Consider the following 14,629-nt stretch of genomic DNA (forward strand, 5'->3'; position numbering starts at 1 on the left):
CCCCCCCCCCCCCCCCCCCCCCCCCCCCCCCCCCCCCCCCCCCCCCCCCCCCCCCCCCCCCCCCCCCCCCCCCCCCCCCCCCCCCCCCCCCCCCCCCCCCCCCCCCGGCTCGGCGCCCCGGACGTGCCGAGATCGCGTGATCTCGGCACGTCCGGGACCTCCGGTCAGCCCGGCACGTAGTCGAAGGTGTCCGGGTCGGGGCCGGTGCGCTCGCCGCGGTCGAGGGCGGTGATCGCGGTCATGTCGCCGGCGTCGAGCTCGAAGTCGAACAGGGCGAAGTTCTCCTCGATGCGGCTGCGGGTCACCGACTTGGGGAAGACGACGTCGCCGCGCTGCACGTGCCAGCGGAGCACGACCTGGGCCGGCGTCCGCCCCACCTTCTCGGCGACCTGCACGACCACCGGGTCGTCGAGGACCTTGCCCTGGGCGATCGGCGACCAGGCCTCGGTGACGATCTCGTGGTCGGCGCCGAACGCCCGCACCTCGTCGTTGGCGAGGTAGGGGTGCACCTCGATCTGGTTGACCGCCGGCCGCACGTCGGTCTCGGCGAACAGCCGGCGCAGGTGGTGCGGGTTGAAGTTGGAGACGCCGACCGCGCGGCACCGCTCGCCGGCGTAGATCTCCTCCATCGCCTTCCACGTCTCGACGTAGTCGATGCCGATGGTGGGCAGCGGCCAGTGGACGAGGAACAGGTCGAGGTACTCCAGGCCCAGGTCGTCCATCGTCTGGTCGAAGGCGCGCAGCGCGTCGTCGCGGCGGTGGAAGCCGTTGTTCAGCTTGCTGGTGACGAAGACCTCCGACCGGTCGATGCCCGACTCCCGGACGGCCTGGCCGACCTCCTTCTCGTTGCCGTACATCTCGGCGGTGTCGATGTGGCGGTAACCGACCTCGAGCGCGTTGCGCACGGCCTCGACGGTGTTCTCCGGCTCGATCTGGAAGACGCCGAACCCCAACTGGGGGATCTCGACGCCGTTGTTGAGTCGGATCGCGGGCACGCTGGCCACGGGGGCTCCTCTCGCTGGTGACGGACGGGGGGCGCCGCGCGCTCACCTGGGCACGGCCTGCCGGTCCTCCGCCTACCCGGCAGCCCCGGGCTCAACCCGCCGTCAGAAGTAGTCGAGGAGCTGGGCGGGCGGCCCGCAGGCGAGCAGGTCGAGCGCCGCCGGGTCGTCCGGGCCGGACACCAGCCCGGCCAGCGCCGCCGCGCGGCCGCCGGAGACGCCGCAGTAGAGCTGGGTGAAGCCGCGGACGTCGAGCACGAGCCCCGGCTCGCGACCGGGACGGCGCAGCTCCCCCGCGCCGTCGGCGAGCTCGAGCTCCCAGGGACCGGCGTTCCCGGGCACGACGGGGTCGAGCAGCGTGAAGGCCACCCGCCCGCGCACCGAGCCCGGCCAGCCGCGGTCGGCGACCGCCCGGACGACGTCGACCGGGCGCTGCATGAACGCCGTGCCGGGGCCGGCCGCCGAGCGCTCGAGCGGCAGCGCCCCGGCCACCGCGTCGCCGGCCAGCAGGGGCACCCGGACGGTGCGGGTCACGGTGCGCCACCCGGCGAGCACCCCGACCAGCGCCTGCGCGGCGCCGGCGGTGACCGCGACCAGGTCGTGGACGGTGAGCAGGACCTCGGGGCCGTAGCCGGCGCCGCGCTCGTAGACCAGCGCCCCGGTCGGGACGCCGTCCTCCTCGGCCACGGTGACGCCGTCCACCCCGTCGGGCCACCGGCCCTCGTGCGGCAGGTCGAAGACGCCGCCGCGGCGGACGAGCAGCCCGGCGCGCGGGCGGGCCAGGGTCTCGTACAGGTCGGCGACCACGGCGAGGTCGGCGGGTTCACCCGGGCGGACCGTCACCCCGGCCACCGGCGCCGACGGGAGCGAGGCGGTGTCGAGGTCGGCCCGCTGCAGCGCGCCCACCACCTCCCACCCGAGCCGGCGGTACACCGCCGACACGGTCGGGTACAGCGCGCTGACCGCGGCGCCGCGCTCGCGCCCGCGGGCGAGCAGGTCGGTGAGCAGCGCGCGGGCCGCCCCGGCGCCGCGGTACTCGGGCAGCACGGCGACCCCGCCGACGTCCGCCGTCGCCACCGTCCGGCCGCCCCACCACTGCCGGTGGCCGACGTCGGTGGCCTTGCCGACCAGCCGGCCCCGTCCGTCGAAGGCGCCGAGCCGCAGCAGCCCGTCGAGCGGCCGCAGCGCCCAGTCCGGCGCCGTGGCCGGTCCGCCGAAGGCCAGCCGGCCCAGCTCCCACGCGTCGGCGAGCTCGTCGTCGGCCAGCGGCCGGACGACGACGGTCACACCGGCACCCGCTCGGGCGCCTGGCGCAGCAGCGGCGCCCCGGACAGCCCGATCAGCCCGGCCGCGGCCGCGGCGAGCGCGGGGACGGCGAAGGCCGCCTGCGCGCCCCACGCGTCGACGGCGGCGCCGGCCAGCGCCGAGCCCGCCGTGACCCCGACGGTCAGCCCGGTGTTGGTCCACGACAGCGCCTCGGTGAGCGCCGACCGCGGCACCCGGGACTCCACGAGGGAGGCGCCCGACACCAGCACCGGCGCGACGGCGAGGCCGGCGAGGAACCCGGCGCCGATCAGCAGCGGCAGCGACGACACCGCCCACAGGCCCTGGGCGGCCACGCCGAAGGCGACGGCGGTGCCGAGGAACCGCGCGGCCAGCGAGCCGGGCAGCCTCGCGACCCCGTAGGCCAGGCCCGCGACCAGGCTGCCGCCGGCGTAGAGCGCCAGCGCCAGGCCGGCCAGCGCGGGCTGCCCGCTCTCCTCGGCGAACGCCACGACGACCACGTCCATCGCGCCGAAGACCGTGCCGACGCCGAGGTAGGCGGCGCAGACGACCAGGACCGCGGGCCCGAGGGCGGCCCGGCGCCGGCGCCCGCCGTCGACCGGCACGGCGGCCACGACCGGCTCGGTGTCCCGCTGCCGCGCCAGCCACAGGCCGCCGACGGTGCCGAGGACGACGCCGGTCGTGAACCCCGCCGCCGGGTCGATCAGGGTGGCGAGCACGGTGACCAGCGGGGGCCCGACGACGAAGACGACCTCGTCGACGACCGACTCGAAGGCGAAGGCGGTCTGCCGACGCTCGGCGTCCGCGAGGGCGGCCGCCCACCGGGCCCGCACCAGCGCGCCGATGTTGGGCAGGCTCGCGCCGGTGAGCCCGGCCAGGGCGAACCAGGTCCAGGTGGGTGCCTCGGTGACGACGACGCCGACGAAGGCCAGGCCGGTGACCAGGTAGGCGACCATCGCCAGGCGCAGGACCGCGCCCTGGCCGCGGCGGTCCATGGCCCGGGCCCACTGTGGGCCGGCGACCGAGGCGACCAGGGCGAGGGTGCCGGAGACGGCGCCGGCCAGCGCGTAGCTGCCGGACTCGCCCTCGACGAGCAGGACCGCGCCCAGGCCCAGCATCGGCAGCGGCAGCCGGGCGACCCACCCGGCGAGGGAGAACCACGCGGCACCGGGGACGGCGGTGAACAGGCGGGCGTAGGGACCGAGCAGGGGTCGGAGGACGGTGCGGGGGGACACGGGCTTCTCGCGCTTCCTGGCCACAGGCGAGTGCGGGACTGCCCGCCGGACTCTCGGGTGGCGACGCGACCGTAACAACGGCGGGCGTCCCCGTCGTCCGGGTTTCGGAGCGTGTGCGTGTCGTCACCGCCGGTGCATGAAGCTTCACGCACTCTGTGCGGCGCCCGCCCCGCCGACCCGAGGAGCCCCGTGGCCCCGACCCCCCTGCAGCGCCCGGCCCGCCCGCTGCCCCCGCGCCTGCTGCTGGCCCTGCTCCCCGCCCTCCTGGCCCTCGCGGCCCTCCTCGTCCCCGGCACCGCCTCGGCCTCCGGGAGCGACGACGGGGGCACCGGGACGTCGAGCGGTGGCGACTTCGCGGTCACCGTCAACGGCCGGACGTCGAACCCCGGCCCCGGCAACGAGTTCCGGCTGCGCGACACCACCCCGACCGGGCCGATCGCCGTCCGCGGCCGGCACGTCACCTACACCCTCGACCCGGCCACCCTCGGCGTCTACGACTACACGCTGACCGGCGCCCCGGACCCGCAGCGCATGGTCACCGCACAGACCGTCGTCTTCTCCTCCAAGGTGCCGGTGCTCACCGCCGCGCAGCTGCGCGGTGTGCGGATCAGCGAGCTGCGGCTGCGCGACGACGTCCTGGTGGTCTCGTTCAGCACCGCCTCCGGCGGGAAGTTCAAGGTCCAGTCCAAGGACGCCCCGCAGGGCGGCATCTTCCAGATGGAGCAGGAGTTCGGCACGGCCGTCGAGTACGTCCACACCCTCGGCGCCGGTCTCCACTACTTCGTCAACGAGTACACCGGCAAGGTCAACTTCGGCGACGGGATCGCCGCCGACGCCACCCACCGGATGCTGCTCGGCAAGGACAGCCCGCAGGTGGCGACCCGGCTCGAGCAGACGGCGACCACGAGCCGCTGGTCGGTCGCCTCGGGCGGGCGGATGGGCGGCGTGCTCGGGGAGGACGCGGTCGAGCTGTCGGCCGGCGCCACCAACTGCACCTCCGACTGCCAGGCCCGCAACCGCATCCAGGGCTCGGTGCCGGTCCCGCCGGACCCGACCGCACCCACCCCGATCGGCTGACCGCCCCGCCGGCGTGCAACGTCGGTGCAGCCCCCGCATCCGCGGGCGCGGCCGGGATCGCCCGGTCGTGTCCGCGGATGCGGCGTCTCGGGGGGCGGCACGGTCGGCACCGGCGACGTCGTCCCCTCCCGCGCATACATTCCTCTCGTGAGTGCCACCCCGCTGCCCGACCCCTGGACCCGTCCGTCCGACGGCGTCCCGGGGACCGGCGGGCTGGTCGACCGCCACGGCCGGGTCGCCACCGACCTGCGGGTCTCGCTCACCGACCGCTGCAACCTGCGCTGCTCCTACTGCATGCCCCCCGAGGGGCTGCAGTGGCTGCCCAAGGTCGAGCAGCTCACCGACGACGAGGTCGCCCGGCTGGTGCGCATCGGCGTCGAGCAGCTCGGCATCCGCGAGGTCCGCTTCACCGGCGGCGAGCCGCTGCTGCGCCCGGGGCTGGTCGGCATCGTCGCGGCGGCCACCGCGCTGCACCCGCGGCCCGAGGTCAGCCTCACCACCAACGCCATCGGCCTGGCCCGCGTCGCCCCCGCGCTCGCCGCCGCCGGCCTGGACCGGATCAACGTCAGCCTCGACACCCTCGACCGGGAGCGGTTCCGGCAGCTGACCCACCGCGACCGGCTCGACGACGTCCTGGCCGGCCTGCGGGCCGCGCAGGAGGCCGGGCTCACCCCGGTGAAGGTCAACGCCGTCCTGCTGCGCGGCCTCAACGAGGACGACGCCGTCCCGCTGCTCGACTTCTGCCTCGAGCAGGGCTACCAGCTGCGGTTCATCGAGCAGATGCCGCTCGACGCCCACCACGCCTGGACCCGCGGCGAGATGGTCACCGCCGAGGACGTCCTGCAGCGGTTGTCGGCGGCGCACGAGCTCACGCCCGACACCGGGGAGCGCGGCTCTGCGCCCGCCGAGCGGTGGCTGGTCGACGGCGGCCCGGCCACCGTCGGGATCATCGCCTCGGTGACCCGCTCGTTCTGCGGTACCTGCGACCGCACCCGGCTCACCGCCGACGGACAGGTCCGCAACTGCCTGTTCGCCCGGGAGGAGTCCGACCTGCGGACGGCGATGCGCGCCGGCGCCACCGACGCCGAGCTGGCCGACCGCTGGCGGATCGCCACGCTGGCGAAGCTGCCCGGCCACGGCATCGACGACCCGAGCTTCCTGCAGCCGAGCCGGCCGATGTCGGCCATCGGGGGCTGACCGGTGACCCCGACCGTCACCGTCCGCTACTTCGCCGGGGCCCGCGCCGCCGCCGGCGTCGACACCGAGACCTGCGCGGCCGGCACGCTCGACGAGCTGGTCGGCCGGATCGTCGAGGCCCACGGCGAGCGCCTCGAGCGGGTGCTCACCGCCTGCTCGTTCCTCGTCGACGGAACGCAGACGCGCAACCGCGCGTTGCACCTGTCACCCGGGGCGGTCGTCGACGTGCTGCCCCCCTTCGCCGGAGGCTGACCGTCCCCCTGTGAGCAAGCCTCACCATACGAACCCCTCCCCGCTCCCCCGGAGCTGCTCGTGATCGAGTGGCTGCTCGTCCTCGTCGGCGTCGTCCTGGTCCTCGCCTGCGCCGCCTTCGTGGCCTTCGAGTTCTCCCTGGTGACCGTCGACCGGGCCACCGTCGAGCGGGAGGCCGCGGCCGGCGTGCGCGGGTCGGCCGGTGTCCTCGCCGCGCTGCGGACCCTGTCCACGCAGCTCTCGGGCGCCCAGCTGGGCATCACCGTCACCAACCTGGCCATCGGCTTCGTCGCCGAGCCCTCGATCGCGGCCCTGCTGCGGGGGCCGCTGGAGTCGGTGGGCCTCTCCGGGGGCGCCGCGCGCTCGGTGTCGATCACCCTCGCGCTGGTGCTGGCCACCGCGCTGACGATGGTGTTCGGCGAGCTGGTGCCCAAGAATGTGGCCATCAGCGAGCCGCTGCGCACCGCCCGCGCCGTGGCCGGCTTCCAGCGCGGCTTCACGCGGGCCACCGCGCTGGTCATCCGGTTCCTCAACGGCTGGGCCAACGCGACGCTGCGCCGGCTGTTCGGCGTCGAGCCACAGGAGGAGCTGGCCTCCGCCCGCTCGCCCGACGAGCTGACCTCGCTCGTCCGCCGGTCGGGCCGGCAGGGCACGCTGCCGACGGAGACGGCGACCCTGCTCGAGCGCGGGCTGGCCTTCGGCGAGCTGCGGGCCAGCGACGCCGCGACCCCGCGCACCCGCATGACGACCGTGCTCGACGCGGCGCCGGTCGCCGAGGTGCTCGCCGCGGCGCGCGACTCCGGCCACTCCCGCTTCCCGGTCGTCTCGGCCGCCGGCGTCGACGACGTCGTCGGCATGGTCCACGTGAAACACGCCCTCGCCGTCGCGCGGGACCGGCGGGCCGCCACCCCGGTCTCGGCGGTGATGCTGCCGCCGCTGTTCGTGCCCACCTCGCGGCGCCTGGACGACCTGCTCGGCGACCTGCGCCGCGGTGGCCTGCAGATGGCCGTCGTCGTCGACGAGTACGGCGGCACCGACGGCGTCGTGACCGTCGAGGACCTCGTGGAGGAGCTGGTCGGCGACCTGGCCGACGAGCACGACGAGGAGGCCGGCGACGACGTCGTCGCGCGCGACGACGGCACCTGGTCGGTGTCGGGGCTGCTGCGGCCCGACGAGGTGGCCGCGGCGACCGGCCTGTCGGTCCCCTCCGACCGGCACTGGGAGACCGTCGGCGGGCTGGTGCTGCACGTGCTGGGCCGCATCCCCGAGGTCGGCGACCGCATCGAGGCCCGGCCGGTCCTGCCGCCCGAGCTGGCCGCCGAGGCCGAGGGCCTGCCCGCGGGCGTGTGGGTGCGGGTCGAACGGGTCGACGGCACCCGGGTGGAGCGGGCGGTCGTGGGCGAGCTGCCCGCCACCACCGGCGAGGAGGACGAGGACCGTGGGTGACTGGGTCGGCGTGCTGGTCGCCGTGGTGCTGCTGCTGGCCAACGCCTTCTTCGTCGGCGCGGAGTTCGCGCTCATCTCGGCGCGCCGCTCGTCGATCGAGCCGCTGGCCGAGGCCGGCTCGCGCCGCGCCCGCACCACGCTCGCGGCGATGGAGCGGGTGTCGCTGATGATGGCCGGCGCGCAGCTGGGCATCACCGTCTGCTCGCTGGGCCTGGGCGCCATCGGGGAGCCCGCCGTGGCGCACCTGCTCGAGCCGGTCTTCGCGGCGCTGTCGGTGCCCGAGGCGCTGGTGCACCCGATCTCGTTCGTCATCGCGCTGACCGTCGTCGTCGCGCTGCACGTGGTGATCGGCGAGATGGTGCCCAAGAACCTGGCGCTGGCCGGTCCCGACCGCGCCGCGCTGGTGCTCGCCCCGCTGCTGGCCGCCGTCGTCACGGTGCTCAAGCCGGTGATCGTGACGCTCAACGCGCTGGCCAACGGGGTGCTGCGGCTGTTGGGCGTCCAGCCCAAGGACGAGGTCACGAGCGCCTTCACCCGCGACGAGGTGGCCGGGCTCATCGGCGAGTCGCGCGCCGGCGGCCTGCTCGACGAGCGCGGCTTCGAGCTGCTCACCGGCGCCCTGGGCCTGGAGGAGCGCGACACCCGCTCGGTGCTCATCCCCCGCGCCGCGCTGACCGTCGTCGCGCCCGGTGACGACACCGCCGCCGTCGAGCGGGCCGCGGCCGCCACCGGCTTCTCCCGCTTCCCCGTGGCCGACGGCGACCGGCTGCTGGGCTACGTGCACGTCAAGGACGTGCTGGTCGCCGACGGCGCGCCCGAGCCGCGGGTCCGCGACATCACCCGCCCGCTCCCGCGCGTCGCCGCCGACGACGACCTGCGGCGCACGCTGGGCGTGATGCAGGCCGGCCGGGCCCAGTTCGCCGCGGTCACCGACGGCGGCCGGGTGGTCGGCGTCGTGGCGCTCGAGGACATCCTCGAGGAACTGGTCGGCGAGATCCGCGATGCTGCACACCGGGGTCAGGAGAGGACGGGAGCACGATGAGCTTCATCGACAGGACGAAGGCCAAGGCCGAGGAGCTGCTGGGCCGGGCCGAGGAGCTGTACGGCGAGACGCACGGCGACGCGGCCGCGCAGGTGGCCGGCGAGGCCCACCGGCTCGAGGCCGAGGTCGAGCTGGAGGAGGAGCGCGCCGAGGAGGCCGGCCGGCGGCACGGCGGGACCCGGCCCACCGACGAGGACGGCCAGACCCCGGTCGGCTGACCGGCGGTCAGCCGCCCAGGCGCAGGGCCACCAGCGCGACGTCGTCCTCGGGCCGGCCGTGCACCAGCCGCTCGATCACCTCGTCGCAGAGCTCGTCGAGGGGGCGCCCGGCCAGGTCGGTCACCGCGTCGGCCAGCCGGGCCAGCCCGGTGTCGAGGTCGACGTCGCGGCGCTCCACCAGGCCGTCGGTGTGCAGCAGGACCGTGCTGCCGCGCTCCAGGACCAGCGCGCTCTCGTGCCGCGGGCTGTCCGGGTCGACGCCCAGCAGCAGGTCGCCGGGCACCGGGGGCAGGTCGAGCAGCCGCCCGGCGGGGTCGAGGACCAGCGGGGGCAGGTGGCCGGCGCTGGACCAGCACACCCGGGCCCGGCCGGCCGCCGCCTCCTCCGGCGTCTGCTCGAAGCGGGCCACCGCCGCGGTGGCGTAGGTGTCGACCGCCAGCGTGGCCATGGCGCGGTCCAGGCCCCGCAGCACCTCGGCCGGGCCGGCGTCGCTGTAGGCGGCGATGCCGCGCAGCAGCGACCGCAGCTGGCCCATCGCCGCGGCCGCCTCGGTGTCGTGCCCGACGACGTCGCCGATGACCAGCGTCGTCGCCCCGGCCGGCTGGGCGAAGGCGTCGTACCAGTCGCCGCCCACGCGGGCCGCCTCGGCGGCTGGGGTGTAGCGGACGACCAGCCGGCCCAGCCGGGACCCGCGCGGCGTCGTCAGCAGGCTGCGCTGCAGCGCCTCGGCGAGCTGTCGCTGGCGGGCGAACAGCCGCACGTTGTCCAGGGCCAGCCCCACCCGGCCGGCGACCTCGCGGGCGGTCACGGGGTCGACGCGTGAGGTGCTCGCCCCGGTGCCGGAGAGGAACGTGAGCGCGCCGATCACCCGCGCGCGGCCGGGCAGCGGGACGGCGAGCACGTCGGGACCGCCGAGCTGCCGGTAGAGGGCACGCGCCTCGGCGTCCAGGATGGCCGCGAGGACGTCGGCGCCGTCGGCCTCCACCGTCTCGCCGGCCAGTGCGCGGACCACCGGCGCGGCGGCCGGCATCCCGGGCAGCCGGACGGCGGCGTAGCGGCGGAGCAGGTCGCGGCGGGCCGGGTCGCCGTGCCACGAGCCCAGGTCGCGGGGCCGGCCGTCGTCGTCGAGGACGGTGAGCAGGCACGCCTCGCCGAGCTCGGGCACGACCAGGCGGGGGATGCGCCGCACCGCCTCGGTGAGGTCGAGCGTGCCGGTCAGCTCCGCCCCGACGCGGGCGAGCAGGGCCAGCCGGTCCTGCGCGGTGCGCCGGGCGGTGGTGTCGGAGAAGTACAGGGCCAGGCCGTTCCCGAGCGGGACGGCGCGCACCTCGAACCAGCGGTCGAGCGGCTCGGGGTAGAAGGCCTCCACCGTCCGGGCCCGGCCGGTGGCCAGCACCTCGCGGTAGGTGCGGCCGAACTCGCTGTCGACGTTGAACGGGAACGACTCCCAGAAGCAGGCCCCGACGAGCTGGTCCCACGTCCCGCCGACGACGGCCTCGCCCGCGCCGTTGACGTAGGTGATCCGCCAGTCGCGGTCGACGGCGATGTAGCCCAGGGGCATCGCCTCGAGCACGGGATCGCGCTGTGCGTGTACCGGCACCTGCTCCCGTCCTCGCGCTGTCAGGGCACACCGGGGACGTCGCCCCGCCCTTGGAGCCCCGGCGCATGGTGTGCCAGACGCCCACCGCCGGTCAAGGAACCCGGCCGGGTGCCGACCGGGACGTGACCTGCCGCCTCAGGGGCAGGCCACCCACTCCTCCTCGCCGTCGGCGAAGACCTGCCGCTTCCAGATGGGCAGCCGCTTCTTGACCTCGTCGACCAGTTCCGCGCAGGCCCGGAACGCCTCCCCGCGGTGCGCGGCGCTGACCGCGCAGGCCAGGGCGACGTCGCCGATGCCCAGCAGCCCGACGCGGTGCGAGACGGCGACCGCCCGGACCTCGGGCCGGGCGGCGAACTCCTCGGCGAGCCCGGTGATGACCTCGCCGGCCGTGGGGTGGCCGACGTACTCGAGCTCGGTGACCGGCCGGCCGCCGTCGACGTCCCGCACGACGCCGGAGAAGGAGACGACGGCGCCGGCACCGGAGTCGGCCACCGCCTGCTCGTGCTCGGCGACCGACAGCGGCTCGTCGACGACTCGGGCGATCAGGTGGCCGGCGATCACGGGCCCGAAGCTACCCCGCCGGGCGGCACGTCGAGGTCGACCGGGTCGGCCAGGCCGGTGCAGTCGACCTCGGTGACGGCGTGGGCGGCGAGGTAGCGGCGGGCGCCCTCGTCGCCGGTCGCGGTGCCCGCCACCCCGGCCCAGTGGTCCCGGCCGAGCAGCACCGGGTGGCCCCGGACGCCGTCGTACGTGGCGACCGCCAGCGCGTCCGGCGCGGCGAGGGCGGCGACCGCGCGCAGGGCGGCCGGCGTCATGCCCGGCATGTCGACCAGCGTGACCAGCGCGGCGTCGACCCGTCCCGGCCAGCCGCGCAGGCCGTCGAGGCCGGTGCGCAGGCTGGAGGCCATGCCGGTCTCCCAGTCGCGGTTGGCCAGGACGGTCGCGCCGTCGAGGTCCGCGCTGCGCCAGACGTCGACCGCCCGCGCCCCGAGGACCACCAGCACGGGGTCGCACACCGCCCGCGCCGTCCGCACGGCCCGCTCGACCAGCAGGCTGCCCTCGTACTCGACCAGGGCCTTGGGCATGCCGTAGCGGCGTCCCCCGCCCGCGGCGAGGACCAGCCCGGCGACCGTGCTCATGCGCCCAGCGTCCTCCCGCCGATGATCAGGTGACCTGATCGTGCGGCGTCCTCCCTCGCGGTGGGACGTGAGGGAGGACGCCCTGCGATCAGGGACCCTGATCATCGACCACCCGTCTCACCGCGTGTAGACGGCGACCTCCGAGGCCTTGACCACCGCCCAGACCCGCGAGCCGGGGGCGAGGCCGAGCTCGGCGAACGCCGTCGCGGTCACGTCGGCGAGCAGCGGCACCTCGCCGTCGAGCTCGCAGCGCACCGTGGACCCGTGCGGCGTCGCGCCGGCCACCGTCGCCGGCCAGGCGTTGCGGGGGCTGCCCTCGGGCCGCGACGGGTAGAGCGCCACCGACTCCGGCCGCACCGCGACCAGGACCGGCCCCTGCGCCGGCTCGGCGACGGTGACCGCTCCCCCGCCGTCGAGGCGCACGGTCAGGCCCTCGCCGGTGCCGGGCAGCAGCGAGAGCCCGACCAGCCGGGCGACGTAGTCGGTGCGCGGGTGCCGGGCCACGTCCGAGGGCGCCCCGGCCTGCACCACCGCGCCGTCCTCGACGACCAGGACCCGGTCGGCGAGCGCCATGGCGTCGACCGGGTCGTGGGTGACCAGCACGGCGCTGCCGCCGAAGTCGGCGAGGTGCCGGCGCAGCTCGGCCCGGACGGCGAGGCGGGTGCGGGCGTCGAGCGCCGACAGCGGCTCGTCGAGCAGGAGCAGCGCCGGGTCGCCGACCAGCGCCCGGGCCAGCGCGGCGCGCTGCGCCTGCCCGCCGGAGAGCTGGCCCGGCCGCCGGTGGCCGAGGTCGGCGATGCCGACCCGCTCGAGCCACGCGGCCGCCGCCCGGCGCGCCGCGGCCCGGGTCGCCCCGCGGGTGCGCGGGCCGAAGGCGACGTTGTCGAGCACCGACAGGTGCGGGAAGAGCAGGTGGTCCTGGAAGACCATCCCCAGCGGGCGGCGGTGGGCGGGCAGGTGCACCCGGCCCCCGACGTCGTCCCAGGTCGCGCCGTCGACGACCACCCGCCCGCCGTCGGGGGGCAGCAGCCCGGCCAGCACCCGCAGCAGCGTGGACTTCCCCGCCCCGTTGGGCCCGAGGACGGCGAGGACCTCCCCGTCGTCGACCTCGCAGGCGACGTCGACGGTCAGCGGGCCCCGGCGGACGACGACGTGCGCGGCGAGGCTCACGCGGCCGCCCCCGAGCGCCCGAGCCAGCGGTCCCGCAGGAGGAGCAGCGTGGCCACCGAGACGACGAGGAGGACCAGCGAGAGCACGATCGCCGCCTGCGGGTCGCGCTGCAGCGCCAGGTAGACCGCCAGCGGCATGGTCTGCGTCGTCCCCGGGAAGTTGCCGGCGAAGGTGATCGTGGCGCCGAACTCGCCCAGCGCCCGCGCCCAGCACAGCACCGCGCCGGCGGCCACGCCCGGTGCCACCAGCGGCAGCGTGACGCGGCGGAAGGTGGTCCACCGGTCGGCGCCGAGCGTGGCGGCGGCGTCCTCGTAGCGGACGTCGGCGGCCCGGAGCGCGCCCTCGACGCTGATGACGAGGAACGGCATCGCCACGAACGTCTCGGCGATGACCACGGCGGTGGTGGTGAACGGGATGGTGACGCCCGTGGTCTCGGCCAGCCAGCGCCCGATGATCCCCTGGCGGCCGAGCACGAGGAACAGCGCGACGCCGCCGACCACGGGCGGCAGCACGAGCGGCACGGTGACCAGCGCGCGCAGCAGCGCCCGGCCGCGCGCCCGCGACCGCGCCAGCACCCAGGCCAGCGGCACCCCCAGCACGACCGAGACGAGCGTGGCGAGGGTGGCCGACACCAGCGACAGCCGCAGCGCCTGGCCGACGCCGGGTGCGGTGAGCAGGCTGCCGAGCTGCGACCACGGCGTGCGGACCAGCAACCCGGCCAGCGGCAGGACGAGGAAGGCGACGGCGAGCGCCGCCGGGACCAGCAGCGGTGCCGGGGTGCGGCCGCGGGTCACGGGGAGCGGAAGCCGGCCGCCTCGAGCGCCTGCTGCCCGTCGTCGGAGAGCACGAGGTCGACGAAGGCCTGCGCCGCGTCCGGGTTGGGCGCGTCCGCCAGGGTGACCAGCGGGTAGTCGTTGACGGCGTCCTCGGCCTCGGGGAAGGCGATGCCCTCGACGGCGTCGCCGGCGGCGGTGACGTCGGTGGCGTAGACCAGGGCGGCGTCGACCTCACCGAGCTCCACCTTGGTCAGCGCCGCCCGCACGTCCTCCTCCTGGGTGTCCGGGCGCGGGGTGACGCCGGCGGCGGCGAACACGTCCTCCGACGCGGCGCCGCAGGGCACCTCGGGCGCGCAGACGGCGAGGGTGAGCTCCTCGCGGCCGAAGTCGGCCAGGCCGGTGATCCCGGCCGGGTTGCCCGCGGGGACGGCGATCTGCAGGACGTTGGCGGTGAAGACCGTCGGCTCGCCGTCGCCGAGGCCGGCGTCGGTGACCACCGTCATCTGCGCGGGGTTGGCCGAGGCGAACACGTCGGCCGGGGCGCCCTGGGTGAGCTGGGTGGCCAGCGCGGAGCTGCCGGCGAAGTTGAACTGCACGGTCAGCTCCGGGTTGTCGCCCTCCAGCTGCTGTCCGAGGCCGGTGAAGACGTCGGTGAGCGAGGCGGCGGCGAAGACGGTGAGGGTGCCGGTGAGACCGCCGTCGTCGGACGCGGACGCCGACGTGGTGCCCGATGCCTGCGCGCCGTCGTCCCCGCCGCAGGCACTCAGCGCCCCCAGGGTCACCGCCACCAGCACCGCCGTGCTCCGCACGCGCATCGGGTCTCCTCACCGCCGGGCGGATCCGCCGATCCGCGCCTGCGGGACGATAGCCGACGACGGCCCGGAACTGCGGCCGTGCAGACGGCCGCGGCCTCCGCAGATCCGCCAGGATGCGCACATGCGACTGTCCACGCGCAACCAGCTGTCCGGCACCGTCACCGCGGTCACCCCGGGGTCGGTGATGGCGACCGTGAAGGTGGACGTCTCCGGCCAGGAGATGACCGCGTCGATCACCAAGGAGGCGGTGGAGGACCTGGGACTGGCCGTCGGCTCGCCGGTCGTCGTCCTGGTGAAGTCGACCGAGGTGATGCTCGCCGTGGAGGACTAGGAGAAGGACCCCCTCGCCCCCCACCCCTCGCTCCGCTCGGGGCGGG

At 76.3% G+C, this 14,629-nt stretch carries 16 protein-coding genes and 1 pseudogene; 7 read left to right on the plus strand and 10 right to left on the minus strand.

Going from position 1 to position 14,629, the window contains the following annotated elements; genetic code table 11:
• Positions 1 to 164: 164 nt before the first annotated feature.
• The 3 genes from ACI79O_RS04010 to ACI79O_RS04020 all read right to left on the minus strand — a co-directional run bounded on the left by ACI79O_RS04010 (position 165) and on the right by ACI79O_RS04020 (position 3,520).
• Positions 165 to 1,004, minus strand: coding sequence for an aldo/keto reductase (locus tag ACI79O_RS04010; protein ID WP_456886783.1), 840 nt, complete (start codon positions 1,002 to 1,004; stop codon positions 165 to 167).
• A gap of 102 nt (positions 1,005 to 1,106) precedes the next feature.
• Positions 1,107 to 2,288 carry a GNAT family N-acetyltransferase gene (locus ACI79O_RS04015; RefSeq protein ID WP_456913429.1) on the minus strand — a complete coding sequence of 394 codons (1,182 nt, stop codon included), beginning with the start codon at positions 2,286 to 2,288 and terminating at the stop codon, positions 1,107 to 1,109.
• A complete protein-coding gene (locus ACI79O_RS04020; RefSeq protein WP_456886779.1) occupies positions 2,285 to 3,520 on the minus strand; it encodes an MFS transporter in 1,236 nt (411 codons plus the stop codon). The genes ACI79O_RS04015 and ACI79O_RS04020 overlap by 4 nt, the downstream gene beginning before the upstream one ends.
• A gap of 189 nt (positions 3,521 to 3,709) precedes the next feature.
• On the opposite strand from ACI79O_RS04020, the gene ACI79O_RS04025 reads away from it, so the two are divergent.
• The 6 genes from ACI79O_RS04025 (at position 3,710) to ACI79O_RS04050 (ending at position 8,752) form a co-directional block, all read left to right on the plus strand.
• Complete coding sequence (locus ACI79O_RS04025) at positions 3,710 to 4,597, plus strand: hypothetical protein (RefSeq protein ID WP_456913430.1); 888 nt, start codon at positions 3,710 to 3,712, stop codon at positions 4,595 to 4,597.
• 147 nt (positions 4,598 to 4,744) lie between these two features.
• Positions 4,745 to 5,794, plus strand: coding sequence for a GTP 3',8-cyclase MoaA (moaA, locus tag ACI79O_RS04030; protein WP_456913431.1), 1,050 nt, complete (start codon positions 4,745 to 4,747; stop codon positions 5,792 to 5,794).
• 3 nt (positions 5,795 to 5,797) lie between these two features.
• Complete coding sequence (locus tag ACI79O_RS04035) at positions 5,798 to 6,046, plus strand: MoaD/ThiS family protein (RefSeq protein ID WP_456874822.1); 249 nt, start codon at positions 5,798 to 5,800, stop codon at positions 6,044 to 6,046.
• Between the two features lie 60 nt (positions 6,047 to 6,106).
• Positions 6,107 to 7,492 carry a hemolysin family protein gene (locus tag ACI79O_RS04040; RefSeq protein WP_456913432.1) on the plus strand — a complete coding sequence of 462 codons (1,386 nt, stop codon included), beginning with the start codon at positions 6,107 to 6,109 and terminating at the stop codon, positions 7,490 to 7,492.
• A complete protein-coding gene (locus ACI79O_RS04045) occupies positions 7,485 to 8,534 on the plus strand; it encodes a hemolysin family protein (RefSeq protein WP_456886773.1) in 1,050 nt (349 codons plus the stop codon). Before ACI79O_RS04040 ends, ACI79O_RS04045 begins: the two co-directional genes overlap by 8 nt.
• The gene (locus ACI79O_RS04050) at positions 8,531 to 8,752 is read left to right on the plus strand and encodes a hypothetical protein (RefSeq protein WP_456874825.1); all 222 of its coding nucleotides are present in this window, start codon (positions 8,531 to 8,533) and stop codon (positions 8,750 to 8,752) included. Before ACI79O_RS04045 ends, ACI79O_RS04050 begins: the two co-directional genes overlap by 4 nt.
• A 7-nt stretch (positions 8,753 to 8,759) precedes the next feature.
• Here ACI79O_RS04050 and ACI79O_RS04055 read toward each other — a convergent pair whose 3' ends face one another.
• From ACI79O_RS04055 to modA, 7 genes and pseudogenes are all read right to left on the minus strand, one after another.
• Positions 8,760 to 10,352, minus strand: coding sequence for a SpoIIE family protein phosphatase (locus tag ACI79O_RS04055; RefSeq protein ID WP_456886771.1), 1,593 nt, complete (start codon positions 10,350 to 10,352; stop codon positions 8,760 to 8,762).
• Positions 10,353 to 10,487: 135 nt separating this feature from the next.
• A complete protein-coding gene (locus tag ACI79O_RS04060; protein ID WP_456886769.1) occupies positions 10,488 to 10,913 on the minus strand; it encodes a molybdenum cofactor biosynthesis protein MoaE in 426 nt (141 codons plus the stop codon).
• Positions 10,910 to 11,491 carry a nucleotidyltransferase family protein gene (locus tag ACI79O_RS04065; RefSeq protein WP_456886768.1) on the minus strand — a complete coding sequence of 194 codons (582 nt, stop codon included), beginning with the start codon at positions 11,489 to 11,491 and terminating at the stop codon, positions 10,910 to 10,912. The genes ACI79O_RS04060 and ACI79O_RS04065 overlap by 4 nt, the downstream gene beginning before the upstream one ends.
• Before the next feature lie 117 nt (positions 11,492 to 11,608).
• Positions 11,609 to 12,064, minus strand: a complete 456-nt coding sequence (locus ACI79O_RS04070; RefSeq protein WP_456874894.1) for a TOBE-like domain-containing protein — start codon at positions 12,062 to 12,064, stop codon at positions 11,609 to 11,611.
• Between the two features lie 120 nt (positions 12,065 to 12,184).
• A pseudogene (locus ACI79O_RS04075) lies at positions 12,185 to 12,628 on the minus strand (ATP-binding cassette domain-containing protein); the annotation flags it as partial.
• 29 nt (positions 12,629 to 12,657) lie between these two features.
• Positions 12,658 to 13,455: an ABC transporter permease gene (locus tag ACI79O_RS04080; RefSeq protein WP_456874829.1), complete on the minus strand. Its 798-nt coding sequence runs from the start codon at positions 13,453 to 13,455 to the stop codon at positions 12,658 to 12,660.
• On the minus strand, positions 13,452 to 14,252 hold the full coding sequence (gene modA, locus ACI79O_RS04085; RefSeq protein ID WP_456913433.1) for a molybdate ABC transporter substrate-binding protein: 801 nt from the start codon (positions 14,250 to 14,252) through the stop codon (positions 13,452 to 13,454). Before modA ends, ACI79O_RS04080 begins: the two co-directional genes overlap by 4 nt.
• 121 nt (positions 14,253 to 14,373) lie before the next feature.
• Here modA and ACI79O_RS04090 point away from each other — a divergent pair, with 121 nt between their 5' ends.
• A complete protein-coding gene (locus ACI79O_RS04090; protein WP_456886764.1) occupies positions 14,374 to 14,583 on the plus strand; it encodes a TOBE domain-containing protein in 210 nt (69 codons plus the stop codon).
• Positions 14,584 to 14,629: the final 46 nt, after the last annotated feature.

This window comes from Geodermatophilus sp. SYSU D00696 (assembly GCF_054050235.1).

Bases quoted from the DNA above. Each gene is read 5' to 3' on its own strand.
- ACI79O_RS04050 (WP_456874825.1), top strand. From the start codon at position 8,531: ATGAGCTTCATCGACAGGACGAAGGCCAAGGCCGAGGAGCTGCTGGGC.
- ACI79O_RS04065 (WP_456886768.1), bottom strand. From the start codon at position 11,491: ATGAGCACGGTCGCCGGGCTGGTCCTCGCCGCGGGCGGGGGACGCCGC.
- ACI79O_RS04070 (WP_456874894.1), bottom strand. From the start codon at position 12,064: ATGGCGCTCGCCGACCGGGTCCTGGTCGTCGAGGACGGCGCGGTGGTG.
- modA (WP_456913433.1), bottom strand. From the start codon at position 14,252: ATGCGCGTGCGGAGCACGGCGGTGCTGGTGGCGGTGACCCTGGGGGCG.
- ACI79O_RS04090 (WP_456886764.1), top strand. From the start codon at position 14,374: ATGCGACTGTCCACGCGCAACCAGCTGTCCGGCACCGTCACCGCGGTC.